The organism is Cupriavidus numazuensis, assembly GCF_905397435.1.
Taxonomy (GTDB): domain Bacteria; phylum Pseudomonadota; class Gammaproteobacteria; order Burkholderiales; family Burkholderiaceae; genus Cupriavidus; species Cupriavidus numazuensis.
This window is the reverse complement of record NZ_CAJPVI010000008.1, coordinates 68,599-92,403: the sequence shown is the minus strand read 5'-3', so window position 1 is coordinate 92,403 and position 23,805 is coordinate 68,599. Positions and strand designations below refer to the sequence as shown.

20 protein-coding genes are annotated in these 23,805 nt (G+C 64.3%); 9 read left to right on the top strand and 11 right to left on the bottom strand.

The genetic code is table 11. From position 1 onward, the window contains the following. The first annotated feature begins 42 nt into the window (after positions 1-42). Entirely contained in the window at positions 43-1,374 is a 1,332-nt protein-coding gene (locus KHO41_RS08605) for an NAD(P)/FAD-dependent oxidoreductase (protein ID WP_211952858.1), read from the top strand. A 75-nt stretch (positions 1,375-1,449) separates the two neighbouring features. Next, positions 1,450-2,754, top strand: coding sequence for a flavin monoamine oxidase family protein (locus tag KHO41_RS08600; protein ID WP_211952857.1), 1,305 nt, complete (start codon positions 1,450-1,452; stop codon positions 2,752-2,754). Positions 2,755-2,761: 7 nt separating this feature from the next. On the opposite strand, the gene KHO41_RS08595 is transcribed toward KHO41_RS08600, so the two are convergent. Then, a complete protein-coding gene (locus KHO41_RS08595; protein WP_211952856.1) occupies positions 2,762-3,421 on the bottom strand; it encodes a TetR/AcrR family transcriptional regulator in 660 nt (219 codons plus the stop codon). A gap of 343 nt (positions 3,422-3,764) precedes the next feature. On the opposite strand from KHO41_RS08595, the gene KHO41_RS08590 reads away from it, so the two are divergent. Next, positions 3,765-5,003 (top strand): porin, encoded by a 1,239-nt coding sequence (locus KHO41_RS08590; protein ID WP_211952855.1) that lies wholly within the window; start codon positions 3,765-3,767, stop codon positions 5,001-5,003. Positions 5,004-5,055: 52 nt separating this feature from the next. Here the strand turns inward: KHO41_RS08590 and KHO41_RS08585 are convergent, their stop codons facing one another. Then, positions 5,056-5,982: an MBL fold metallo-hydrolase gene (locus KHO41_RS08585; protein ID WP_211952854.1), complete on the bottom strand. Its 927-nt coding sequence runs from the start codon at positions 5,980-5,982 to the stop codon at positions 5,056-5,058. A 461-nt stretch (positions 5,983-6,443) separates the two neighbouring features. Here KHO41_RS08585 and KHO41_RS08580 point away from each other — a divergent pair, with 461 nt between their 5' ends. Next, complete coding sequence (locus KHO41_RS08580; RefSeq protein WP_211952853.1) at positions 6,444-7,520, top strand: BON domain-containing protein; 1,077 nt, start codon at positions 6,444-6,446, stop codon at positions 7,518-7,520. Between the two features lie 96 nt (positions 7,521-7,616). On the opposite strand, the gene KHO41_RS08575 is transcribed toward KHO41_RS08580, so the two are convergent. From KHO41_RS08575 to KHO41_RS08560, 4 genes are all read right to left on the bottom strand, one after another. Continuing rightward, positions 7,617-8,051: a hypothetical protein gene (locus KHO41_RS08575; RefSeq protein WP_211952932.1), complete on the bottom strand. Its 435-nt coding sequence runs from the start codon at positions 8,049-8,051 to the stop codon at positions 7,617-7,619. A gap of 148 nt (positions 8,052-8,199) precedes the next feature. After that, on the bottom strand, positions 8,200-11,625 hold the full coding sequence (locus KHO41_RS08570) for an adenylate/guanylate cyclase domain-containing protein (RefSeq protein WP_211952852.1): 3,426 nt from the start codon (positions 11,623-11,625) through the stop codon (positions 8,200-8,202). Between the two features lie 168 nt (positions 11,626-11,793). Next, positions 11,794-12,318 carry a metal-dependent hydrolase gene (locus tag KHO41_RS08565; RefSeq protein WP_211952851.1) on the bottom strand — a complete coding sequence of 175 codons (525 nt, stop codon included), beginning with the start codon at positions 12,316-12,318 and terminating at the stop codon, positions 11,794-11,796. Positions 12,319-12,612: 294 nt separating this feature from the next. Then, positions 12,613-13,047 (bottom strand): Ohr family peroxiredoxin, encoded by a 435-nt coding sequence (locus KHO41_RS08560; RefSeq protein WP_211952850.1) that lies wholly within the window; start codon positions 13,045-13,047, stop codon positions 12,613-12,615. Positions 13,048-13,244: 197 nt separating this feature from the next. Between KHO41_RS08560 and KHO41_RS08555 the strand changes: the two genes are divergently transcribed. After that, positions 13,245-13,712 carry a MarR family winged helix-turn-helix transcriptional regulator gene (locus KHO41_RS08555; protein ID WP_211952849.1) on the top strand — a complete coding sequence of 156 codons (468 nt, stop codon included), beginning with the start codon at positions 13,245-13,247 and terminating at the stop codon, positions 13,710-13,712. 69 nt (positions 13,713-13,781) lie between these two features. On the opposite strand, the gene argC is transcribed toward KHO41_RS08555, so the two are convergent. Next, entirely contained in the window at positions 13,782-14,711 is a 930-nt protein-coding gene (gene argC / locus KHO41_RS08550) for an N-acetyl-gamma-glutamyl-phosphate reductase (protein ID WP_211952848.1), read from the bottom strand. Positions 14,712-14,848: 137 nt separating this feature from the next. Here argC and KHO41_RS08545 point away from each other — a divergent pair, with 137 nt between their 5' ends. The 3 genes from KHO41_RS08545 to KHO41_RS08535 all read left to right on the top strand — a co-directional run bounded on the left by KHO41_RS08545 (position 14,849) and on the right by KHO41_RS08535 (position 17,451). Next, positions 14,849-15,733: a LysR family transcriptional regulator gene (locus tag KHO41_RS08545; protein ID WP_211952847.1), complete on the top strand. Its 885-nt coding sequence runs from the start codon at positions 14,849-14,851 to the stop codon at positions 15,731-15,733. A gap of 105 nt (positions 15,734-15,838) precedes the next feature. Then, positions 15,839-16,309: a hypothetical protein gene (locus KHO41_RS08540; RefSeq protein ID WP_211952846.1), complete on the top strand. Its 471-nt coding sequence runs from the start codon at positions 15,839-15,841 to the stop codon at positions 16,307-16,309. Positions 16,310-16,506: 197 nt separating this feature from the next. Beyond that, on the top strand, positions 16,507-17,451 hold the full coding sequence (locus KHO41_RS08535) for a histone deacetylase family protein (protein ID WP_211952845.1): 945 nt from the start codon (positions 16,507-16,509) through the stop codon (positions 17,449-17,451). Positions 17,452-17,463: 12 nt separating this feature from the next. Here the strand turns inward: KHO41_RS08535 and KHO41_RS08530 are convergent, their stop codons facing one another. Next, positions 17,464-18,774 (bottom strand): TAXI family TRAP transporter solute-binding subunit, encoded by a 1,311-nt coding sequence (locus KHO41_RS08530; RefSeq protein WP_211952844.1) that lies wholly within the window; start codon positions 18,772-18,774, stop codon positions 17,464-17,466. A 164-nt stretch (positions 18,775-18,938) separates the two neighbouring features. Between KHO41_RS08530 and KHO41_RS08525 the strand changes: the two genes are divergently transcribed. Next, the gene (locus tag KHO41_RS08525) at positions 18,939-20,057 is read left to right on the top strand and encodes a CAP domain-containing protein (RefSeq protein WP_244873754.1); all 1,119 of its coding nucleotides are present in this window, start codon (positions 18,939-18,941) and stop codon (positions 20,055-20,057) included. A 92-nt stretch (positions 20,058-20,149) separates the two neighbouring features. Here the strand turns inward: KHO41_RS08525 and KHO41_RS08520 are convergent, their stop codons facing one another. The 3 genes from KHO41_RS08520 to KHO41_RS08510 all read right to left on the bottom strand — a co-directional run bounded on the left by KHO41_RS08520 (position 20,150) and on the right by KHO41_RS08510 (position 23,559). Next, positions 20,150-21,115, bottom strand: a complete 966-nt coding sequence (locus KHO41_RS08520; protein WP_211952843.1) for a lysylphosphatidylglycerol synthase domain-containing protein — start codon at positions 21,113-21,115, stop codon at positions 20,150-20,152. Further along, on the bottom strand, positions 21,112-22,365 hold the full coding sequence (gene clsB / locus KHO41_RS08515; RefSeq protein WP_211952842.1) for a cardiolipin synthase ClsB: 1,254 nt from the start codon (positions 22,363-22,365) through the stop codon (positions 21,112-21,114). Before clsB ends, KHO41_RS08520 begins: the two co-directional genes overlap by 4 nt. Before the next feature lie 225 nt (positions 22,366-22,590). Beyond that, a complete protein-coding gene (locus tag KHO41_RS08510) occupies positions 22,591-23,559 on the bottom strand; it encodes a Bug family tripartite tricarboxylate transporter substrate binding protein (protein ID WP_211952841.1) in 969 nt (322 codons plus the stop codon). Between the last annotated feature and the right edge of the window lie 246 nt (positions 23,560-23,805).

Below are 23,805 nucleotides of genomic sequence, written 5' to 3'. Positions count from 1 at the left end.
TGCCTGCGCAGCATCGATTCCCGGACAAAGGAAAGCGGCAACGTGACTGAAGACTTCAAGACATATCGAACGCTGGGCGGCTGGATAGAAAAACCGGCCGACCTGCAGCCACCGCTCGACGGCCACGTCAATGCGGATGTGGTTATCGTCGGCGCCGGCTTTGCCGGACTTTGCGCAGCGCTGGAGCTTGCCCGGCAACGTGTGAAAGTCGTCGTCCTCGAGCGCGAATTCTGCGGCTACGGGGCAAGCAGCCGCAATGCGGGCTATCTGGCCGGCGGACAGGGACTCAAGTACGACCGCTTCCTCAAGCGCGCCGGCCATGAGAAGGCGAAGCAGATCGTGCGCTTCTACGAGGACGGTGTCAGCTTCGCCGAAGGCAAGTTCGCGGAACACGGCATCGACTGCGACTACAACCAGTCGGGATTGATCCGTGCCGGCATCGACCCTTCGCAGGAAGCCAGGGTGCGCGACGACATGCGGATCAGCACCGAACTCGGATGTCCGTCGGAGTACCTGGACCACGCCGAGATGCGCGCGCGCGGCATCCCGCCAGCCTTTCTGTTCGGCAGCTACGTGCGCAACGGCGGCACGCTCGATCCCGGCAAGTACGTGCTGGGCCTGCGGCGCGCGGCGCTGCGGGCGGGCGTGACCATCCACGAGAACACGCCATTGCTGTCCTTCACCGAAGGCCCGACCATCAAGGTGCAGACACCGCGCGGCAGCGTCAGTGCGCCGGTCATGATCCTCGCCACCAACGCCTATACGCCCCAGCTCGGTCCTCTCGCGGACCAGGTGGTGCCGTTGCGGCTCTCGGCCATGGAGACCGAACCGCTTTCTTCCGTGCAGCTGGCGGCGCTTGGATGGCCGCGTCGCGAAGGCATCACCACAATGCACTGGGTCATGGAGAGCCATCGCCTGACGGCGCGCAACACGCTGGTCGTGACGACCAAGCGCCTGCGTTACCCGTTCGGCTCGCAGACGCCTGACGTGCCCGAGCACGCCCAGTATCGGGCACTGCGGATGGCCCTGCACGACCGGTTTCCGCCCTTGAAAGGCATCGCCATCCGGCGCTGCTGGAGCGGCTATATCAGCTATGCCGACGATGGCCTGCCGGTCATCGGCGCCACCGGCGCGGATCGGAATATCTACTACGCGGCGGGGTGTTCGGGCCACGGCGTCGGCACGCAGGGGATGGTCGGGCACATGCTGGCGCAGAGGATCTGCGGGATCGACAACCCGCTGCTTGCAATGCTGATGCAACACAGTCCGCCATCGACATTGCCCGAGCCGCTGCGCTGGTTTGCCCTGAACAGCGCCCTGAAGGTCGCAAGCACGCTCGATGAACGTTCGAACCGCAAGGCGCGCGCCGCGTGATGTAGCGCTGACATTGCGTGACGGCAGGGCCTAGCAAGTCCCCTGCTTCACCTGAAACTCAATACGGAAACACTGATGACAGATCTCTACGATGTCGCCGTGATCGGCGCGGGCTTTGCAGGCATGACGGCGGCGCGGGACCTCAGCAATGCAGGCCACAAGGTCGTACTGCTCGAAGCGCGTGACCGGATTGGCGGCCGCACCTGGTGGGGAAAGGCGCTTGGCCTGCACCTGGATCTGGGCGGCACCTACGTGCACTGGACCCAGGCGCATGTGTGGCGCGAACTCAAGCGCTATGGCATCGGCCTGGCGACACCGATGCCGGTGAGCAAGGCGTACTGGTACGCCGACGGCGCGGTACACGCCGGGACGTGGGAGGAACTCAATCAACTGACCACGCCGCTGGTCGCGCGCTTCTTTGGCGACGCTCGGAAGTATTTTCCGCAGGTGGATGACCTGTCAGCCGCCGATGTCGGCGCAATCGACCAGCAAACCGTCGGCGACCGTCTTGACGCGCTCGAACTCACCGCGCACGACCGTGACCTGCTGGTCAATGCAATGTCGATCCTGGTTTGCTCCGAACACGAGCAGGGGCTTGCGCAAATGCTGTTCTGGTGCGCGATGTGCTTCGGCAACTGGAGCGCGTTCAAGGAAATTGCCGGGCACTGGCCGATCGAAGGCGGCACCGGGCGCCTGATCGACGCCATGAGCGCGGAGTCGAAAGCCGAGTTGCGCCTCTCGACGCCGGTGGCAGCCGTCGATGACAACGGGCACGAGGTCATCGTGACCACCCGAGATGGAGAACGTATCCGGGCCCGACGCGCCGTGGTGGCGCTGCCGCTCAATATGCTGAGCGAGTTCCGCGTCACGCCCGCACTGCCCCAACCCGTGCGCGCCATGATCGAGCAAAAGAACCCGATCATGCCCAGCAAGATCTGGGTCCGGGTCAAGGGCGAGATCGAGCCCTTCGTGATCTATGCGCCGGCGGGCAAGCACCCCATCAATACCGCTCACGCCGAACGGCGCGATGATGGCGATACGCTGGTGGTGTGCTTCTGCTGCGATCCCTCAGCCTTAAATGGCAACGACCGCGAGGCCGTACAGCAGGCGTTGCGCGACTTCATTCCGGATATCGAGGTGATCGACACGGTCTGCCAGGATTGGGCGAACGATCCGTTCGCCAAGGGCGGATGGATGCATCACCGCCCCGGCAATCTGACGCAGGCGGCTCCGCTGATGCGACAGCCCCACGGCCGCATCCATTTCGCAGGGGCGGACATTGCGCCCATCGGAGTCGGCGGCATTGACGGTGCCATCGAGACCGGCACCAAGGCTGCCGCCGACGTTGGCCGCGCGCTGGATGTCGCGCACCATCGCTGACGCCTTGCTACGCGCGCGCCGCCCGTCCGCCAGGCTTCGGCTCCCCTGGCACGGGCGCGATCAGCACCGCCAGGGCATCGATAAGCGCGCGCATCCGCTTTGGCGTGAATCGTTTGGGTTCGATGGGGTACAGCATCATCCACCCATCGCCCATGGCGACAAGCTGGTCAGTGAGGATGTCCGCCGGAATATCGTTGCGGACCGTCCCGCGTTCCTGCGCGTCCTTGACGATGGCAGCAAGCAGGCGGCGATAACGCGCATAGCGCCTGGCAATGACTTCGGCAAAGGCGGGCTCGTGCCGCCCCTGCGCGAGCAGTTCCGATGTTGCCGGCCAGAACCTTGTGCTGCGATCCGTCAGCCGGATCCAGCTTTCGAACGGCGCCAGGATGTCACCCGTCTCCCGCGCCGACTCCAGCATCGCATCGAAACGGTCGAACGCGCTTTCCATCAGCGCCACGACCAGCTCTTCCTTGTTCGCAAAGTAATAGGTCACCGCACCAGTGGTATAGCCCGCATGCTTGGCCACCTTGCGCAGCGATGCGTTCGCATAGCCCTCCTGCGCGATCACCGTTGATGCCGCGCGCAGCAACTCCTTGCGCTTCGCTTCGCGGTCGCCGACCGGACGACCCCGGGTTGAGACCTGCTCGATATCGTCGTCGCTGTCCATTGTTCTGTTCTTTCTCTTGAGGATTTCGATACTGGATGCCGGCTGGTTAGCCGCCGGATGCCTGATTTTACAGAATCGACGTTATGTTTTGATTCTAGCCTCTCCAGCGCTCTCGCCCCACGCCGCTCCTCAGGTGCGGAGGCGTCCGCACGCGTCCACGTAGCAACACCTGTGCCCCCTCCCAACTCTGACTACGCAGGGAATACCCGCCCTTTTTATTTAACATTACGCTCGTTATTCTAATTCACGATTTGCGCAAATCGACAGGCACGTTTGAAGAAGAGTGCGCGGCCGATGCTGTTGCATGCGGCCGCCAGGCAACTGACAAATATGGAGATCGTTGATGGATGCATGCAGGCGTAATGCCTTGAACAAGGATAGTGCTGTCGTCATGAAGCGGCGCTGCGAAGAGAAACACCGGGTGCCACGCAAGGTGGCACCCGATTGGGCCAGGACGCCTGTGATCGCCCTGGCAGCACTTGGCGTGTTCGCGGGCGCGGCCAATGCCCAGTCATCCATCACGCTGTACGGTACGCTGGACACCAACCTTGAAATCGACACCAACTTCAAGAGTGCGGGCGGAGGCTCGGCCAACCGATACGCGCTGAACGGCGAAGGCCTGTCTGGCTCGCGCTGGGGTATCCGCGGCGTGGAAGACCTTGGTGGCGGCCTGAAAAGCGTCTTTGTGCTTGAAAGCGGCGTTGGCGGAGACGACGGCACCATGCAGCAAGGTGGCCGACTGTTTGGCCGCCAGGCATTCGTCGGCCTGCAGAGCGACAGGTACGGCAAGATCACCTTCGGTCGCCAGTACACGTCGATGCTCGATGCACTGGCCAATTTCTCGCCTGCCGCCATGTCGAGCCTATATGAACCTGTGATTGCCCAGATCGGCCCGGTCTACCGCGAAGACAATACCGTCAAGTATTCGGGGACGTTCGGCCCGGTCAGTGTCGGGGCGCACTGGAGCTTTGGCACCGGCGGGAGCAGCGGCAACGTGGACCTCAGCCGCCTGGGTGGCTCAGGCGAGGTTCCTGGTCAATTTCGCCGCGATACCGGCTACGGCGCGCGGGCGTCCTATACAGCGGGCCCGTTCAGCACAACCGTGACCTATGACCAGGTGAATCCGAGCATCATCGGCGTTGGCGGATTCGCCGGCACCGGCACGTTCAAGAAGGCCGCCGCAGCGGCCAGCTACGCCGTCGGGCCCGCAATCTTCATGGCGGGATATCGCTGGGGCATGTCGACTGCGCCGGGGCAGACGCTGGTGCGCGACAACCTGTACTGGGCTGGCGTCTACTACGAGATAAACTCTGCGCTGAGCCTGACGCTGGACTACTACTACCAGACGTTCCGGTCATCGACCCTGCCAGCGCTACGGCCGGCCGGCAATCCGAGGCAGCTGATGTTCATTGCCGACTACCACCTTTCCAAGCGCACGGACCTGTACCTGACCACGGCCTACGCGCAACATGCCGGCCTGTGCCTGGACACCGCGTCCATTGCCTTCAACAACGGCTATCAGCCTGCTGCCGGCAAAGACAGCATGTTCGGCGCCGCAATAGGTATCCGCCACAACTTCTGAACGCCTCGGAGCATAGCGCGCGGGCCACCACGGAGGTGGCCCTTCCCGTATGTCATCCCAATCGGTAGATGCCCTCTTCGTTCACCTCTACCCGCCCGTCCGCCAGCAACTCGGCCAGATGCTGGGAAATCGTACGGGTCTCGGCGTTCACCACCCACAAGCCTTCATAGCCCGGCGGATACAGCAGCCGCAGGTCGACCAGTTGCGCGAGCGTCTTCGGCGATTCGCGCAGCCATGCCAGCAGGCGCTGCTCGCGTTCATCCAGCTTGGCCACATAGGCAGCGAGATCACGCAGGAAGTGTTCGCGATCGGTGTAGACACCGCGGTGATGGGACGTAACCCATACCTTGGCCGGAATCTCGGGCAGCCGTGCCAGGCTGCGGCGGAAGTCCGCCAGGCTGGAACCCGCGTCACCGTAGTAAGGCCCGAATCCGGTCAGGTCGATGTCCCCCGTGAAGGCCACCCCCTCGGGTTCGACAAGTAGAACGCTGTGGCCTGCGGTGTGCCCCGGCAGGTGAAACGCGCGAATGCGGCTCTGCCCCAGATCCCAGCACGCGCCATCCACGTAGCCTTGCGCGTCGGGCCGCGGCGCATAGAAGAATTCGCGCTGGAACTTGGCCAGCGTCTCCGACGCATACTCCGCATTGCCGAACGCGGCAATCATCCCCTCCCAGCTCTGCGCGGCCGGCAAATCGGCTTCGTGCACATGAACCGATGCATGCGGAAGACGATGCAATCCGGCCATATGGTCTTCATGCACATGGCCCATCACCACCAGCTCGGCCGCTTCGAACTCCGGTCCGATGTAGTTCGCGACAAGCGGTGTGTCGAACGCCGCGAGAGTTTCCGTGCCGCGCACCATCACCTGGTTTCCGTCGGGGTATTTGCCGTTCTTCTCTCCGAAGAAGACGGAGACGCGGCCGAAGTCCACGCGTTGAACGCGTCCCGGCAAGTCGGAATTGCTGATAGCGGTGCTCATGTCGATCGTCCTCTCTGGCGGTTTGTTTTTATCGCCCGCAGCCAGGGTACGCCAGCGGCAATGACATGCGGCTGCTCGCCCCCACCCCGGGTTCTTTATCATAACGTCGGTAATTATAATTAAGAAAGCGGCAACCGTCCGGACTGACGCGTTCGTCCTCGGCTGGAACGGAGTGGCGCGTCATGCATCTGCCGCTTGTGCAGAAAGTGCGCGACTCGGTTGGACGAGGCTCTGGCGCTGCCATCGGTCACCGAACGTCGGCAACGCCAACACCCTGCATCCCTTACATGGTGTGCAATCGTTTCAATGTCCCCGAGATCACAAAGCCGCGCCAGCGCCCATCCGGCGCCCCCGTGACGCGGTACGAATCTTGCCGTACGTAGAAGACCGGCCCCGCGCCAGAGCAGATGCAGTCGCGCCTGCCGGGCAATCGGGCATCCCATGTACTTCAGGACATCAGCATGAGTTACTACGACGAAGAGCGCTACAGGCGCGAACGCAGCAAGCGGCGAGACGATGATGACTGGCAACCTGAATCCGGCCGCGAGGCGTGGCAGTCGGAGCGCGCACGCCGGCGCCTGACGCCGGGGCAGACCAGCTATGGCGGCCCGGCGCCCCAGCGGGGCGGATATGGTGATCCGTACCGGGAATCGTCCGGCCAGCGGTATGGAGAGCGCCAGTACAGTGATTCGGACCAAAGGTACGGCTCATACGGCGCCGAGCGCTACCAGGACTATCCGTCGCGCGGACGCTACGGTGACCGCTCCGGCGGCCGCGACGAAGGCCGCTATGGCACCGCAGAAGCTTACCGCGGCGGGGGCCGTACCAGAGACGACGAAGGCCGTCACCGTGGCAGCGAACTGCGCTATGGCTTGAACGGTGGCGACGGCTGGGAGCGAGCCCGCGAATGGCGCGACCCGAACGCCTGGCGGCGCGACGACGCGGACGCCGAACGCGAGTGGCGCCAGAGCGTGGAACGCACACGCGAACAGGAGCGCCGTACGGCAGGCCGCGACACCTATTTCAATGACCTGCGCAGCGATACCCGCTACTGGACGGAGGCCGAGGACGACCGCGCGCAGGGCCAGCACTACGAACGCAGTTACAGCCGCGAGGCCGCGCAGCGGCGCGGCTGGGAAGTCGATGATGACCGCGACGAAGACCATGGCGCGCTGTACAACTTAGGGCGCCGCATCGGCGAGGCGGTAGGCGACTTGTTTGGCACTTCGGAGCGGCAGGAGCGCCATGTAGGCCCGCGCGGCTACCAGCGCACCGACGAGCGGATCCGCGACCAGATCTGCGAGCGCCTGAGTTACGCGCGCGGCGTCGACATCAGCGACGTCAGTGTCGACGTCAAGGATAGCGTGGTGACGTTGTCCGGCACGGTGAAAAACCGCAGCCAGAAATACTACGTGGAAGACCTGGCCGATGCGACATACGGCGTCAGTGAAGTGAACAACGACATCCGCGTGCGCCGCGATGCCGACACCTCGTTGTCCGGCACTGGCGAGGCGACCGGCAGCACCTGGCGGGGCTGACCGGTACACCGGACAAGGGGAATTCAGGGCCTGGGGGCAATCAGGCGGGCGGACCGGAAGCGATACGGCCTTCCGCCCTGCCTGGCTTCTGCCGGCTTATCCCTTGCGCATGCGCAGCAGATCGGTGTAAGACACCAGCTTGCGCTTTTCCTGCGTCAGCGTCTTTCTTTCCGGCGCCGCGCGGGTTGGCTGGCCGCGCTCGAACTTGGCGGCGGCGCGTGCGTCCTCCCGCGCGTAGGTGCTCGCGGTCCTGGCCTCCGCCTTCTGGCGTTCCGTTTCCAGCCGCGCAGCGCTGCGCTCTTCCCGCGCGATATCGCGCGCGGCCGACAGGATTTCGGCCCTCAGTTGATCGCGCCTTTGCTTGGCAGCAGCACGCGCAGCCCGCAGTTGCTCCTTTCGCTGCCGCAGCCAGTCCTTCCTGTTGATCGGCGCAGGCCTGGCCTCTGCCGCCACACTCTGGCGCAGAGCCCTGCTGATTGAAACCTTCTCAGTCCCCAGCGTGCGCCGCGCTCCTCGTTTCAGATCACTCACGCCGTCACTCTCCTGCAGCACGTCACTACCGCTCATGCATCAGCCCTTGGAATCCATGAGCGTATCGCAGCAACCTTACCATAGGACGCCATTTCAGGCCGGGACCGGCGGCGGGCATCGACCGGTCGTAGAGCCACGGAAAGCGAATCTACTTCATGCTGTCAAGCAACGCTCTCGCTTCGCGAATTTCATCGATTTCGGATGCTTCGCCGAGTGCTCCGATGACTGCGGTCAGCCGGTCTACGGCGGCGCGGCTGTCCCCTTGTCGTTGCCACAGCCGCGCCAGGCTGATCGTGGCGCGCAGTTCCAGCGGACACGAGTGCTGGCGGCGGGCGACGGCAATCGCCTTCTCGAAGCAGGCTTCTGCACGTGCGCAACGGTCGGCATCGGTCAACTCAAGGTACGAATCAGAACAGATCAGCTCGCCCTCGACCCGGAACAGCTCCGCCTCGACATGACGCTCGCCGCAAGCCGACCCCATGGCCCTGGCGTCGGCAATGGCGCGCAGTCCCGCTTCCACCTGCCCAATCTGGCGGCAGGACTCGGCCAGCAGTGACAGGAAATGCGACTGTCCCAGTCGCGCGCCGGTGGCAAGATACGCGGCCATTCCGGACTGTATGTCGGCGATGCCTTCATCATGGTGTCCCATGCGGACCAGCGCCTGGCCCCGCAGTGCGGTCGCCCATGCCGACCAGTGCGGAAAGCCCTGTTCCGTCGACAGCGCGATCGCGGCCTCGGCGAGGTCGAGCGTGGTCCGTCCCTCGCGGAGGAACTCGTGGAGACTGGCCACGATGCACAGCGTATGCGCGAGGCTGAACGGATGGGACAATTCGCGCGCGAGCGTGATCGCGCGCTGGCCTCTGGTGCGCGCCTGCGCCGCATCGCCAAGGTTCCACCGCACCAGCGCCGACAAGGAAAGCGCCCGTACCTCGGGATCCACGCCGTGGAAGTTCGGATGGACCTGGCGCGGGCCGGACTGGTAGTGCGCCAGCGCATGATCGAAATGGACGTTGGCGATCCGGAAGCGCCCCGCGTAGTACAGCGTCGTGGCCAGCGAGACATGCGCCTCGCCGAGCCATTCGGCGTCGCCGGCCCGCTCGGCGAGTCTGACCAGACCCTTGCCTAGCCGGTACGCCTTGGCGTGCTCGGCGCTGATCGAGAAATACGTGCGCAGCCCTACCTGGGCCGGAAAACTCTGCAGCATATCGTCAAGCTGCTTGTACAGCGCCAGGGCCCGCATGTAGGTCGCCTCGACTTCCGGCGAGGCGAAGCCGCGCGCCGCGATCAGCGCCGGGCCAATGGCAAGCCGCACCGTCAGTTCCTGCCGCGCGCGGGCCGGGGTATCGGGTTGGCGCGCAAGCAAGGCGAGCGCTTCGCCGAACTGGCGGACCGCCTCGCGGTAGGCCGAGCGCTGCAGCAACTGCTGTCCCGTGTAGAGCAGGTACTCGACCGCCTTGGGATCGTTTCCGCTCAGGCTGTAGTGCCGGGCCAACTCGCTGCAGTAATCCGTCAACCGGTCGCGAAAGAGCGTTTCGATGGCCTGCGCCGTACGTTCATGCAATGCGCTGCGCTGTTCCGTGAGCAACGTGCTGCCGGCCACTTCCTGCGTCAGGCCGTGCTTGAACGTGTATTCGACATCCGGGAAGGCGGGCCGCTCGTAGATGAATTCGCCGGCCTGCAGGCGCGCCAGCAAAGGCCGCAAGACATCCTCCGGCTGCCCGATTACCTGCTCGATCAGACTCAGCGAGAACTCCTTGCCAATGACGGCGAGGCTCTGCAGCAGGTTCTTCTCCGCGGCAGGCAGGCGGTCGATACGCGCTGCCAGCACGCCGCGCACGGTGGTCGGAATGTGCAGGGCCGCCGGTGTCGCCTCGATATGGTAATGGCCGCTTTCGCCAAGGAGCGTCTTCTCCTCGGACAGCGTCTGCACCACCTCCTCGATGAAGAATGGGTTGCCCTCCGTTTTCTCCAGGATCAGCGCCCTGAGTGCCTCCAGCGACGGATGGTCGCCAAGCAAGGCCGTCAGCAGTTCCCCTGCCTCGGCCTGGCCGAGCGGGTCGAGCCGAAGCTGGGTGTAGCAGCCACGCTCGTGCCAGTCATGCCGGTATTCCGGCCGATAATTCAGCAGCAGGAGAATTTTGGCGCTCGGAAGGCGGTCGACCAGCACGTCGAGGAACGCCTCGGTGTCGCTGTCCAGCCATTGCAGGTCTTCGAATATCAGCTGGAGCGGCTGGTTGGCACTTTCGCAGATGAACAGCCGCACGATGGCATCGAAGGTGCGCTGGCGCCGGATCTGCGGGTCCATGTTCGGCAAGGCCGAATCCGGTTCGCTGATGCCCAGCAGATCGAGCATGCAGGGCAGCACGTCTTCGAGCGTACGGTCCAGCATCAGCATCCTGCCCGCAACCTTCTCGCGGCGCTGCCGTTCGTCGTCCTGGTCCTGGATCCGAAAGTAGTTCTTCACCAGTTCGATCAGTGGCAGATAGGCGAACGACTTGCCGTGCGAGACCGAAAATGTCTCCAGCACCATGCAGCCGCGCTGCGAGACCGCCTTGAACTCATAGAACAGGCGCGACTTGCCCACCCCCGCCTCGCCCACCACGGCGACAATCTGGCCGTGTCCGGCAGCGGCGAGCTCCTGCGCGTGGCGTAGTTGCTCCAGTTCCGCGTGGCGGCCGACGAACCGCGCCAGCCCGCGGCGCTGCGACACCTGCAGGCGCGTGCGCAGCGCCCCGAGGCGCACCACTTCGTACACGGCAAACGCATCGGGGATGCCCTTGACCTGCGTCGCCCCGAGCGCCTTGAAATCGAAATAGCCCTCCGTCAGCCGGCAGGTCGGCTCGCTGACCAGAATTGAAGACGGCGTGGCAATGCTCTCCATGCGGGAGGCGATGTGGATCGTGTGCCCGACCGGATCGTAGTCCGTGCGCAGGTCATCCTTGCGGATCGAACGCACCACCACCTCGCCGGTGTGGATGCCCACCCGGATCTGCAGCGGAATGCCCTGCTCCAGGCGGACCCGGTCGCTATGGCGGCGCATTGCCGCCTGCATCCGCAGCGCGGCATACAGCGCGCGATGTGCGTGGTCCTCGTGCGCAATCGGCGCGCCGAACAGGGCCAGGATGCCGTCGCCCAGCGACTTCGCCACGTAGCCCTCGTAGTGGTGCACGGCCTCCATCATCAGGTCGATTACGGGATCGATCAGCCGGCGCGCTTCTTCCGGGTCCAGATCATGGATCAGCGCCGTCGAGCCGGCCATATCGGCGAACAGGGCCGTGATGGTCTTGCGCTCGCCCGCGCTGGCGCCGCGGGCTTCCATCGCCGCCTGTTCCGCGAGGATACGGTCGACGAGGTGGCTGGGGGTGTAGTGGATGGGCGCTCGAACGGCGGCGGGTTGTACTTCGGCCGAAGGCTCTGTGGCGGGCAGCAGCGATGTACCGCACTCCGCACAAAACCTGTCCTCGGGATCGGCCGCATGACCGCAGTTCGGGCAATGCGGAACCAGCCTCGCGCCGCAACTCTTGCAGAACTTGGCGGTGGCGGGGCTCGCCGTTCCGCAGTTTGTGCAGCGCATATCGTCCTCCCGATGCATCCGCCCCATGCATCAGGTTAGGCGATCCGGTCTGTCCGCGTCATGGGCTGGCCGGATATGGCGATTACCGCGATGTTCCCCACGCCCCGGGTGCGGTAATCATCGCCTTCGTCCGGCATTGTTCGGCATTGCCCGGCGTCCGGAGGGCCGTCAGAGGTAAGCGGGTCCAAACCCGAAATGATGGATAAGCGCCAGGCCATGTCTCCCATGGAGCCAGAGTTCATCGGAAACCCACAAGGCAATCAGCCATGACAGGGCGACGATGACAAGGTCGCAGCGCCCGCTTTTCCACCAGTTGAGGCTGTGACGGCCTGCGATCCAGGGCACACCCAACGGATTTGGCCAGTCGGCCAGCAGGTGCATGACACCACCGCAGGCAAAGCCGAACGCCGGCGCCGCCAGTGCATGGGTGCCCAGTGCATGGTATGCCCACACGAGCAGGCCGATCCAGGCGATGCCCCAATGCGTCCAGGTCCGATGCGTAATCCACAGGCGGCGCGACCTTGACCACCAGGCCACTTCCAGCCAGTCGGGCGCTGTGCTGCCGAACAGCGCCGCAACGAAGCCAAGCGCGCTTGCCCAGTGCCACCCTCCACCACCGCTCTTCTCGATCACCGCGGCGGCGATGACGGCCGCCGCCCATCCGGTGGCGTGGTGTGCTTTGCTTGAAGCCATGGTGGGACTGCGCTTGCTTGCCGGCGATTATCGAGGGGCCGCAATCTTGGCAGATGTGCAGGGGAAACGCCAGAGCGGGGTCAGCGGCATGTGGGAGTACTGCCACCCGAGTCTCGATAACCACGCGTGCGCCACCGCTGCGAAGTTCCACGCATACGAGGCGCCATCGGAGGATGGGCAGATCGCAGAATGAGACTGTCTGCACACGGCTGGCAAGCAAAACCGCCCCCTGGCCGGCAGGCCAGGGGGCGGTCAGCGCATCGCAATCAGGCCGCAAACAAGAGGCCCTGATGCTCAGGCTGTGGCAACGCTCAGCGCAACGTCGATGTTGCCGCGCGTCGCCTTCGAGTACGGGCAGATTTCATCGGCCAGGCGTGCCACGGCCTCGGCAGCCTGCTGGTCCACCCCGGGCATCGTCACGTGAATGCGGCCCTGCAGGAAGTAGGCATTGCCGGTCATGCCCAGATCCACTTCAATGTCCACAGCCAGGCTGGCCGGCACGTCCACCTTCAACTCCTTGCCGGCCAGGCCGATGGCGGCGATGTAGCACGCCGACCACGCACCCGCGAACAGTTGCTCGGCGGTGGGATGCGATTGCACGGCCTCGAAGGCGTACTCGGGTGCGATACGGTTGCCCGGCGTGGTCAGCTTCAGGTTCAGGGCATGTGCCTTGCCGCTTTCCGTGGTGTGGGTCTTGCCGGTGAACAGTACTTTCTCGATCTTGGTCATGATTGGGCTTCCTTTGATAGCCAATGCGTGGAGCGTGCTTTTGGTTTGCATCGCATGCGATTCGTTCGCATGCGATGCATGATGGTTTACGGCTCCCGGCAAGTCAAGGAATATTTGTCGTCCGCGATGAAATCGCATACGATGTGTTTTGTGCGCCGCGCCGCGGCAGCCGAACTGGCAACAAAAGGGACGACGAGATGACATCGAGCACACAGAAAGACCCCGACCCCACCGATGTGAAGCTGGCTGACTATCTATGCTTTGCGGTGTACTCGGCCAATCTGGCCTTCGGCAAGCTCTATCGCCCCATCCTGGACGATCTGGGCCTGACCTACACCCAGTATGTGACCCTGGTGGCCATGGGCGAGGAAGACGGGCAGACGGTAAGCGGCCTGGGCGAGAAGCTCTTCCTCGAATCCAACACGCTGACGCCGATCCTCAAGAAGCTCGAGGCCATGGGCTTTGTCGACCGCAAGCGCGACCCGGAGAACGAACGCCAGGTCCGCGTGACGCTGACCAAGGCCGGCCGGCGCCAGCGCGAGCGCGCGTCGAGCGTCGACCTGAAGGACGCCTGCGGCCTGAGCTCGCAGGGCTTTGCCAAGCTGCAGAAGGAAATCGTGGCGTTGCGCGACAACCTCGTGCACGCCGTGCGCGACGACGCGTAGCGCGCCGTTGCCGCGCACCCCAGAAGCAGAACCTGGCCGATAGCGAAGTCTGCAGGTTGCCCTCGGCCACTATTGCCGCGTGAGCATCAGGTCCAGGTTCTGAACCGCGGCGCCGGACGCACCTTTGCCAAGGTTATCGAACACCGCCGACAGCAGAACGTGCCCGTGCTCCCCGTTGGAAAACACGCTCAGGTGCATGTCGTTCGTGCCATTCAGCACTTGCGGATCCAGGTGCTTTAGCACGGAGGATTCGTGCAACGGCAGAACATGTACATGGGCCGCTCCGGCATAGTGGTGCGCGAGACATGCGTGTAGCGTGGCGCCATCCACATCGGGGGCCAGCTGCCGCAACGCGATGGGCACCGTCAGCACGATGCCCTGGCGGAACGCACCATACGCGGGAACGAAGATGGGACGCTGCGCGAGCCCGGCGTGCTGCTGGATTTCCGGCGGGTGCTTGTGCGCGAGTTCCAGGCCATACACCTGGAATGCCGGCGGGCTGACGGCATCCTGCCCCTCATACTCCTCCACGCCGGCACGGCCGCGTCCGGAGTAGCCGGACACCGCATGGATGCTGAGCGGATAGTTGGCCGGGACAAGCCCGGCCTGCACCAGCGGACGCAGCAGGCCAACCGCACCGGTCGGATAGCAGCCGGGATTGGTGACCCGTTGCGCATTCGCGATGCGCGCGGCCTGTTCCGGTGCCATTTCCGGAAAACCATAGGTCCAGTCCGGATGCGTGCGGTGGGCGGAACTTGCGTCGATCACCCTGACGGCGGGATTGACGATGGCGTTCACCGCCTCGCGTGCGGCGGCATCGGGCAAGCAGAGGATGGCGATGTCGCAGGCATTGATGGCTTCCGCACGACGCCGTGGATCCTTGCGTTCCGACGCGGCAAGCGTGAACAGGCGGAGGTCGGTCCGGCCGCGCAGACGTTCGTGGATTTGCAACCCGGTGGTGCCTTGGTCGCCGTCGATGAAAACCAGGGGAGAGCTCATGCGAGGAATACTCCGGTGACTGAAGGGATAACACGTCGAAGGACGTCGAAGAAGCCCCAATCTTCCATCGACCACTAGAATAGGGAAAGTTGAATTTCACAACCTTGACATTCAGTTTTCCTGAATCCGGAGCCGACATGCGAGAGATCAGCCTGGACCGCCTGCGCACGCTAGTCGCCATTGCCGACCATGGCTCATTCGCCGGGGCGGCGCGTGCCTTGCACCTGGCGCCGCCCACGGTCAGCCTGCACATCGCTGAACTGGAACACCGCATCGGGGCACCGCTGCTGTCGCGAAAACGCGGACAGGTAAGGCCGTCGGCGATCGGAGAGGTACTGGTGGAGCGCGGGCGTCGGCTGCTGGCCGATGCGGAGCAGGCGCTGGACGATATCCAACGGCAGGTGGAGGGGCTCGAAGGGCGCGCCCGGCTCGGTGCGTCGACTGGCGCGATCGCGCACCTGCTGCCACAGGCGCTCGAGGTGCTGCGCCAGCAGCATCCCGGCATCGACATTCAGATTGCGGTCCTTACCTCGCAGGAAACACTGTCCCGACTGGCGGACGGCACGCTGGATATCGGGCTGGTTGCACTGCCTCAGCCGCCGGTAGCCGGACTGGTGATCAAGCCGTGGCGCCGCGACCCCGTGATGGCTTTCGTGCCGGCGCATTGGCAGTGCCCGGCCCGTGTCACACCGGAATGGCTCGCCGCCCAGCCTCTGATTCTCAATGACGCGACCACGCGCCTCTCGCGTCAGACTGCGGAGTGGTTCGCGGCCGCGGGACACCATCCCGCACCACGCATTCAGCTCAACTACAACGACGCGATCAAGAGCCTGGTCGCGGCGGGTTATGGCGCGGCGCTGTTGCCCCACGAGGCCACCACGCCATTGCCGGACAAGCGCATTGTCATGCGTCCACTGCGCCCGGCGCTATGGCGTCGGCTCGGCATCGCGCATCGTGCGGGGTACGTTGAACGCTCCACCCAACACGTTCTCGATGTGCTGTGGGATCTGCGGTTGGTGTAGCGGTTGGGGTGGCCGTTGCCAGTCGCAGCTTCCGGTGCCCGTGCTTGACATCGCGCCCGGCACGAGCTTTGCTAGCGATAGGAAGTGGCTCTCCAGCTTTCGCTCATGTCCCTGCAGACGCCCCCTTCACCCTTTGCCCCTACCTGGGCCCTCCACTGCACACTCTTTCGCGGGCAGACGCCGCCGCGCGCGTGCCTGTATCTGCTCGCGGACCTGCGACGGGGTGTCGCGCTGTCGGCCATGCTGGCCGAGCAGCCGCTGGGTGTTGCCTTGGCCACGTGGCTGGAAGCAGCCGCAATCGGCAGGCCCGCGCCACAGGCGGTGCAGTCGACCGAGCTTCCCTCGGAGCAAGACCGGCAGGCTCTTTATGCGTGGATTGCGGCGCACGATGTTGTCCTGGAGCCGCAGAATCCATGGGGGCGTTCCTGGAAACCTGTCGATCAACTCCTGCACTCCGCGTGGCAAAGCCTCGGCCTGGCCCCCGGCGCGTCCGGCGAGGTGCCGACCTGGGCCAGCGCGCAGCAGAGGCTGGACCTCTGGTTTCGGGAACATTGTCAGCACGTCAGCGGGACGTGACTCCGCGAGCGGGCGGCGCTAGCCGCTGCAGGTCCTGAGCGGTCTCTCCTGCGTCGTCTTGCAGTCTGTTTGTTACCGGACTGCTCCGGCCCACAACTCCTGATATATTACATATCTGACGATTGCCGTGACGATCGACGTAGGCCGCAATGCGCGATTCAGAGAACGGCACCGGTTGAAACGGAGACCAGCCGAACATGACAACTACGATCATCTACACCCACACCGCGTGTCTCGAACACCGCCCCGGGCCGCACCACCCGGAATCGCCCGAGCGCCTGAAGGCCGTCGTGCAGGCGTTGCGAACGCCGGAATTCGCGTCGCTGGAATGGCGCGACGCGCCGATGGGCACCGTCGAGCAATTGCAATGGATCCACGATGCGGACTACATCGACGAGATCGCGCAACGCGCCCCCACCCGCGGATACGTGCCGCTGGACGCGGGGGATACGATCATGTCGCCGGGCTCGTGGGAAGCCGTGATGCGCTGCGTCGGCGCTGCCTGCGCGGGTGTCGACGCCGTGATGCACGGCGAGGCGCGTAACGTGTTTTGCGCGACGCGGCCGTGCGGTCATCACGCTGAACCGGCGAAAGCCATGGGTTTTTGCATCTTCAACCAGGCGGCAATCGCCGCGGCTTACGCCCGTGAGGTCCATCAACTCGCGCGCGTCGCTGTGGTCGATTTCGATGTGCATCACGGCAACGGAACCCAGGCAGCGTTCTTCGACCGCCCGGAGCTGTTCTACGCATCCAGCCACCAGTCGCCTTTCTACCCCGGCACCGGAGCGCGGTCCCAGACAGGGGTGAACCACAATATCGTCAACGTCCCGTTGCCTCGCGGCTGCGAGCCGGCGCAGTTCCGTGCCGCGATCTCCGCCCTTGTGCTTCCTGCGCTACGGGCGTTCGCCCCCGACATCCTCATTATCTCGGCAGGATTCGACGCGCACCGCCTGGATCCCCTCGCTGGCATGAACCTGGAGGACAGCGACTTCCACTGGATCACCCGGGAACTGATGCAGATTGCCGACGAGACATGCAACGGCCGCATCGTATCGATCCTGGAAGGCGGCTATAGCCTGGACGCCCTGGCCACGAGTTCGATGGCGCATGTCAGCGCCCTGATGCAGGACGCTGACATCTGATTGGGCGGCCGTTCAGGCGGCCGGGGAATTTTTGATTTTCCCGGCCGCGTGTGAAATCCGGTCCCTGACGACGCCGATTGCCTGCTTGAGCGCGTAGACCTCCTGGAAGTAGCGCTGCGGCAGCCGTATCTGGCTGGCGAGCGCATCGATGTTCTCGATCTCGTCGCGCCATTGCGCCACCTGTTCCGCGGTCGGCTCGCCGGCTCTCCAGATTTCATCTTCCAGCGCCTTGATCTCCTGATACCAGACGATCAGCCGGTTCTTGTACCGCGCATTGATCATGCGCGGCAATGCTTGCAGCAAGCCGAGCAGCAAAGCCATGAAGGGCAGCAGGATCAGCAGGCGCCGCTCGATGAAACTGGCGAGCCAGAACGGCAGGTAGCGCTGCAGGAAGGGCCGTCCGGACTTGAAGTAGCGCATGCTCTCGTCCGAGATCGGAAACTCGCTCGTATTCAAGTTGGGAAACGTCCCCAGCCGCGTGAAGTAGTCCTCGCCGCCATGCACGGACCGGGCCGCCTCCAGCAGCAGGTAGACCAGGGCGGGATGGAGGGTGTCCTTCGACACCAGCAAGGCCGTCGCGGCCAGCAGCGTGACATCCGCCTGCGGAAGGTCCTTGGCGATGCTGGTCGATGCGCGCGGGAATGTGAGCTTGGCGAGCGACGGGAACCGCTGCACCAGCGCGTCGGCCTGGGCGAAATTCATCAGCTTCAGGTCGCTGTTCAGCAGCTTCTGCTGCATGTCGGCATCCGGCCTGCCGATAAAAAAGGCGGCGTCGATCTGGCCATTGCGCAGGCCTTGATAGGCCTGGCTGGCGTCCATTTCCAGCAGCGTGCTGTTGCTTGCATTGACGCCGCTATGGCTGAGCAATACGCGTGAGACATTCAGCAGGCCGCTGCCGGGTACGCCGATCGAGATCCGCTTGCCGCTCAGTTGTGCCAGCCGGTCGATCGTGGCCTTGCCGCGATAGAACACCCAGATCGGTTCGTATGAAACGGCGGCGATGGTTTGCAGGTGGTCGGTTTCCTTCGGGGTCGTGGTGCCCGACTGGATGAAGCCGACGTCGAATTCGCTGTTCGGATCCGTCAGCCTCGCATAGTTCTCGACCGATCCGGCGGAACTGCGGATATCGAGCGTGATGCCGTCGCGTTTGAGGAGGGGCGCATAGCGATCCGCGAAGCCGCGGTAGATGCCCTTGTCCGCGCCGGTCGTGATCACGATGGTGCGCTGGATCGCGGGTTCAACGACGACTGCCACACCCCAGCCCAGCACGGCGACCAGCAGGATGGCGCCGGTGATGGCAAGGCGCCGGCGCATCGGAGTCATGGGCGCCTTATGGATGCGTCGGAGCGCTGGGTTCGGCCTGGGCATTGCTTGCCTCTCTTGTCAGGTTGGTCTCTGGGGCACACGGCTTGGGCGCCATACGATATCAGATTGTCCTGTTGCGAAGCCGGCCAGGGAACCGACGTACCGGCGGGCGCGCAAATCGTGTGCACGAATCTCCGTCATCTCGCGTTATGGCTCGGGGAGCCGTTTTCCAGGATCCGGCGCCCCCCCCCCGAACCCCGCGTGTACAGACCTATAACAACCCGAAGAACGTGAGAAAGAGCCATTTCGCAGTCGCCGCGACGTCTGTCCTTGTCGCGGTCTGCGCCCGCATTGACAGCGCCGGTGCCACCCCTCCAACGATCGCCGCAAACCTGCCACACAGACCGACCGTCAGCAACGAGTTTTCTCCGTCCGCGCCGGCCACCGGCACGCGCAGATCCACTTACTTCCGAACCGACCCCCGGCTGGAATTCTTCAACGCGCTCAATGCCCTGCGCCTCGCAATCGGCGTCGGTGCATTGCGGCAAGACCCCGCACTGGACGCGGCGGCCGAGAACCACCTGGAGTATATGAAGCTCAACGCGGTGATGAGCCACACGGAGATCCCCGGAAATCCCGGCTTCACCAGCCCCGACCCATACCGTCAGGTGCTTGCCGTGGGCGGCTCGCACAAGCAATGGGTCGGACAGAACGCCTATAACGGCGACCTCGGCCGCTGTCTTGCGTCGATGGCGAACTCCGTTTACCACCTGCAGGGGATTACCAGCAATCAGGAGACCATCGGTCTCGCGATGCGTGACAATTACTGCGTGGCGAACTTCGGCATAGTGACCGCGGACGGCACTGGCGGCTACGGCCTGGCCCAATGGGGCGGCCAGCAACTGCCTCCCGGCTCTGGCGCCCACTACCCCGCCAACAATGCCAGCGTCCACGGCGTGTTCGTTCCGGCGGAAGAAATCCCGAATCCGGCGCCCGACCTGGCCACCGCCGGTCCTCCCATCATGTTCCGGGTCAACGTGGAAAAGCCGTCCGACGTACTGACGGTTTCAGACTTCACCCTCACGGGGCCAGGCGGCCATGCCGTGCCAGCTCGTATCCTGGTGCCGGCAGAATCCAAGGCTGGTTCGGTTGCGTCGGCTATCGCGGACGCGAGCCTGTATCGAGGCGTGGTTTTCCTGCTCCCCACACAACCCATCGCTGCCGGCACATACAAGGCGACCTTCGCAGGTGCGCGAAATGGCGTGGCAATTCACCAGTCCTGGCGCTTTACGGCGTATTGAGTTTCTACCGCATCAAGGGCCGGGGACACATCACGCGTTGCCAGCAACGATGATCAACCCGGCCCACCGAATTCAGCAAAAGGCGCCCCTTGCTAGCGAGTCGGCGCGGGTGCACCGCGCAACTCCATCCACGCGTACAGCGACGACGCGACCACCATTGGCAGCAGGTAATAGAGCGCGCGATAAGCGATCAATGCCGCCACCACGACATGCTCCGGGGCAACCGGCCGCAGCAGCACCACGAACACGCTTTCCAGCACGCCGATGCCGGCCGGAATGCGGGCAAGCGCGCCAGCGACCGCGCCGACCAGCAACGCGGCAAGGCATTGCCACAGCGTCACCTCCTTGGGCAGCAGCAGATTGATGATGCTGGCGAGCACGATCCAGTTCGTGACTGACAACGCCGTCTGCAGCAATGCAAAACGGAACCCCGGCAGCCGGAACACACGCTTCCTGAACCGGATGCTGCGTGTCTTTGCCTTGGCACAGGCCAGCCAGTAGAGCAGCCCGCAGGCCAGCATCAGCACGCCAAGGGCACGGAGCATCCATGATGTGACACCCCACTCCTTCGGCAACGCAGGCGGCATTACCGCGAGCACGCCGCCGGCCAGCAGCATGTAGCCGGTCCAGTTGGTGATGATGGCAATGGTGTAGATCCCTGCCACTTGCGACCCGCTGACATTGGCGCGCGAATAGAGCCGCAGCCGCATGCCCAGGCCGCCCACCATCGCACCGACATTCAGGTTGAATATGTACGCGATGAACGCAATCAGCATGACGCGCGGCGTGGACAGGTGATGCCCTGTGTAGTGGCGCCCGAGGATGTCGAACGAGGCGTGCAGCGAAAAGCTGACGCAGGCCAGCCCCATGACCGGTAGCAGCGTGGCCGCGTTGTAGCGCTGCAGACCCTGCCATACCTGCGGCCAGTCGACACCCCTCAGGCTGTGATAGATCAGGTACGCCACCAGTGCCACGAATGCGATGCCAACCACGTGCTTGACGGTCGACCAGCGCAGGCCGCGTCGCAGCGCACGGCGCAGATGGGTAGTGCTTGTCATGGGCCATCCCGTTGAACGTTATGCACAGCCATGTCAGTCGATGGCGCATCGGCGGCCGCCGGCATCTCCGGCGACACCAGCCGGGGCGTATGGGCCGGCAGCCAGCCGGCCCAGGCGGGAAACTTGCGCAGGAAGTGAAAGATCACGGGCGTGGCAATGCCATGCCACCACGCGCCAGGCCCGCCCTCGACCGCGGAGACTTCGGTGCAACTGCGGGACATCAGGTTCCGCAGGTTGTCCTTGAGCGTGGCCACGAAGCCGACGTCGCGGATCACGAGGTTGGCTTCGAGGTTCAGCGACAGGCTCAAGGGATCGAGATTGCTCGAACCCACGGTGGCCCAGTCATCGTCCACGACGGCCACCTTGCTATGGTTGGGACGTTCGCAGTACTCGAAGATCCGCACGCCCGATTCACGCAAGTGGGCGTACAACATGTCGACGGTGCGCTTGACCCACAGCATGTCCGGACGGCCTTGCAAGATCAGCTGCACGTCGACGCCGCGCTGCGCCGCCGCGCAAATCGCCTGCAGCAGGCGATAGCCGGGCAGGAAGTACGCATTGGCAATGACGATCTCGCGCCGCGCCGCGCGGATCGCCATCAGGTAGTGCCGCTCGATGTCGTTCCGATGCGCCTGGTTGTCGCGTGTCACGAGCAACGCTGCGCCGGGCAACCCGGCATCAGGCACCGTGCTTTCGCGCGCGGCCGGGCGCCGCCAGCGCATGGCCTGCGGCCGTTTGGTGCCAGCGCCAATCGCTTCCAGCATGAACGTGTGAATCACCTGTGCCGCCGGACCTTGCACCTCCACTGCATAGTCCTGCTTGGCAATGGGGCTGGCCTGGACAAGATGGTCGACGGACAGGTTGATTCCGCCGACGAAGGCAATGGATGCATCGATGGCCACCAGCTTGCGGTGCAATCGTCGAAAGAGATTGGCCCGCCTGCCCAACAGGCGGTGGCCCGGCGAGAACATTCGCACCGCAACGCCTGCCTGAGCCAGGCTCGCCATATAGTCGGCAGAGAGCTCGGCCGTGCCAAAACCATCGACGGTCAGCGCGACCTGTACGCCCCGGCGCGCAGCCGCGGCCAGCGCTTCGGCAAGCTGCCTGCCGACTTCATCCTCCGCCAGGATGAACGTTTCCAGCAGCACGCTGCTGCGCGCGGCGTTCAGGGCTGCAATCAGCCTGGGGAAGTATTCCTCCCCGTTTTCCAGCAATCGAAGCCGGTTCCCCGTCGTCCATCCGTGGTCCATTCCCGGCAACTAGCAGGATTGGTGCCACGGACGCATGTCGGCGTTGCAGGTGGCGAAACCCGTGTCGCAGCGACTGGCCCGGCTTTCGCATGGTCCTGCGGCCGCACCTGCAGGGTGGAAATCAGGCTGTCAGAAGGTCGACATCCTGTAGAAAGTGCCGGTGGAGCGCGATCCAATGAGGCGGATGAGCCATCCGTGCTCAGTGCCGCGCCCCAGGGTTCCGGATCAGTCCAGCTTCGCGCCGGAGGCCTTGACGATGGGAGACCAGCGGCCAATTTCGCTCTTGATCAGCGACGCAAACTGTTCTGGCGGGCCACCGAGCACGGTAGCGCCCTGCTCGCTCAGCTTCTTCTTCAGTTCGGGCGACTGAAGCACCTTGTTGATTTCAGCGTTGAGCCTGGTGACGATCGCCTGCGGAATGCCTGCGGGTCCGACGAAGCCGAACCACGTGACCGACTCGAAGCCCTTGTAGCCAGACTCGGCCACCGTCGGAACCTGCGGCAGATCGGTGGTGCGCTGCGCCGATGTCACGGCAATGGCGCGCAGTCGTCCGTTTCGGATCTGCCCGAGCAGTGTCGGGATCGACGACGCATACAACTGCACCTGGCCGCCGATCAGGTCCGTGGTCGCCTGCGAAGCGCCCTTGTAAGGAACATGCGTGAATTTGACGTTGGCGGTCTTCTGCAGCAGTTCAATGGTCAGGTGGGCCACCGTCCCGTTGCCCGGCGACGCAAAGTTCAGCGAACCTGGCTTTGCCTTGCTCGCCGCCATGATGTCCTGCAGCGTCTTGTAGGGCGAATCGGCGCCCACCACGATCACCAGCGGTGCGCTCGCCACCAGCGAAATCGGCGTCAGGTCCTTCACCGAGTCGTACGGCATTCGGGAGTACAGCGTCGGATTGACGGACAGATTGCTGGTCTGGCCGAGTGCCAGCGTGTAGCCGTCCGCCGGCGCCTTGGCCGCGGCATCCACGCCAAGATTTCCGCCCGAGCCGGGCTTGTTTTCGATGACGATGTTCCAGCCCTGGCTGACCGACACCCGGTTCGACACCTCCCGTGCGATGGCGTCGGTGCCTCCGCCGGCCGGAAACGGCACGTACACGCGGATCGGCTTGGCGGGATAAGTCTGGGCAAAAGCTGTGAGCGCGAAAAGGCTTGCGGCCACGGCCCAAAGGCCGCGTCGAATGAACTGCATGTCTGTCTCCTGTGTCTTTGTGGAAGAGGAATCTGTGTCGTCGTTGCGTGGCATTCAGTCCGGGCGCGCAGCCGCAATGCGCCACGCGGTGCGCGGCGAACACTGCAATCTTCTGTGGGCGATTTCATGCGCATCGCTGAACCGTATGCCGCGGTCTCGGCGATGCAATGGATTGGGCCTGACAGCTCAGGGCTGGTGCTGCGGCGCGTTTCGGCTGATCCACAGCAGCGATGCGCTGCCGATCAG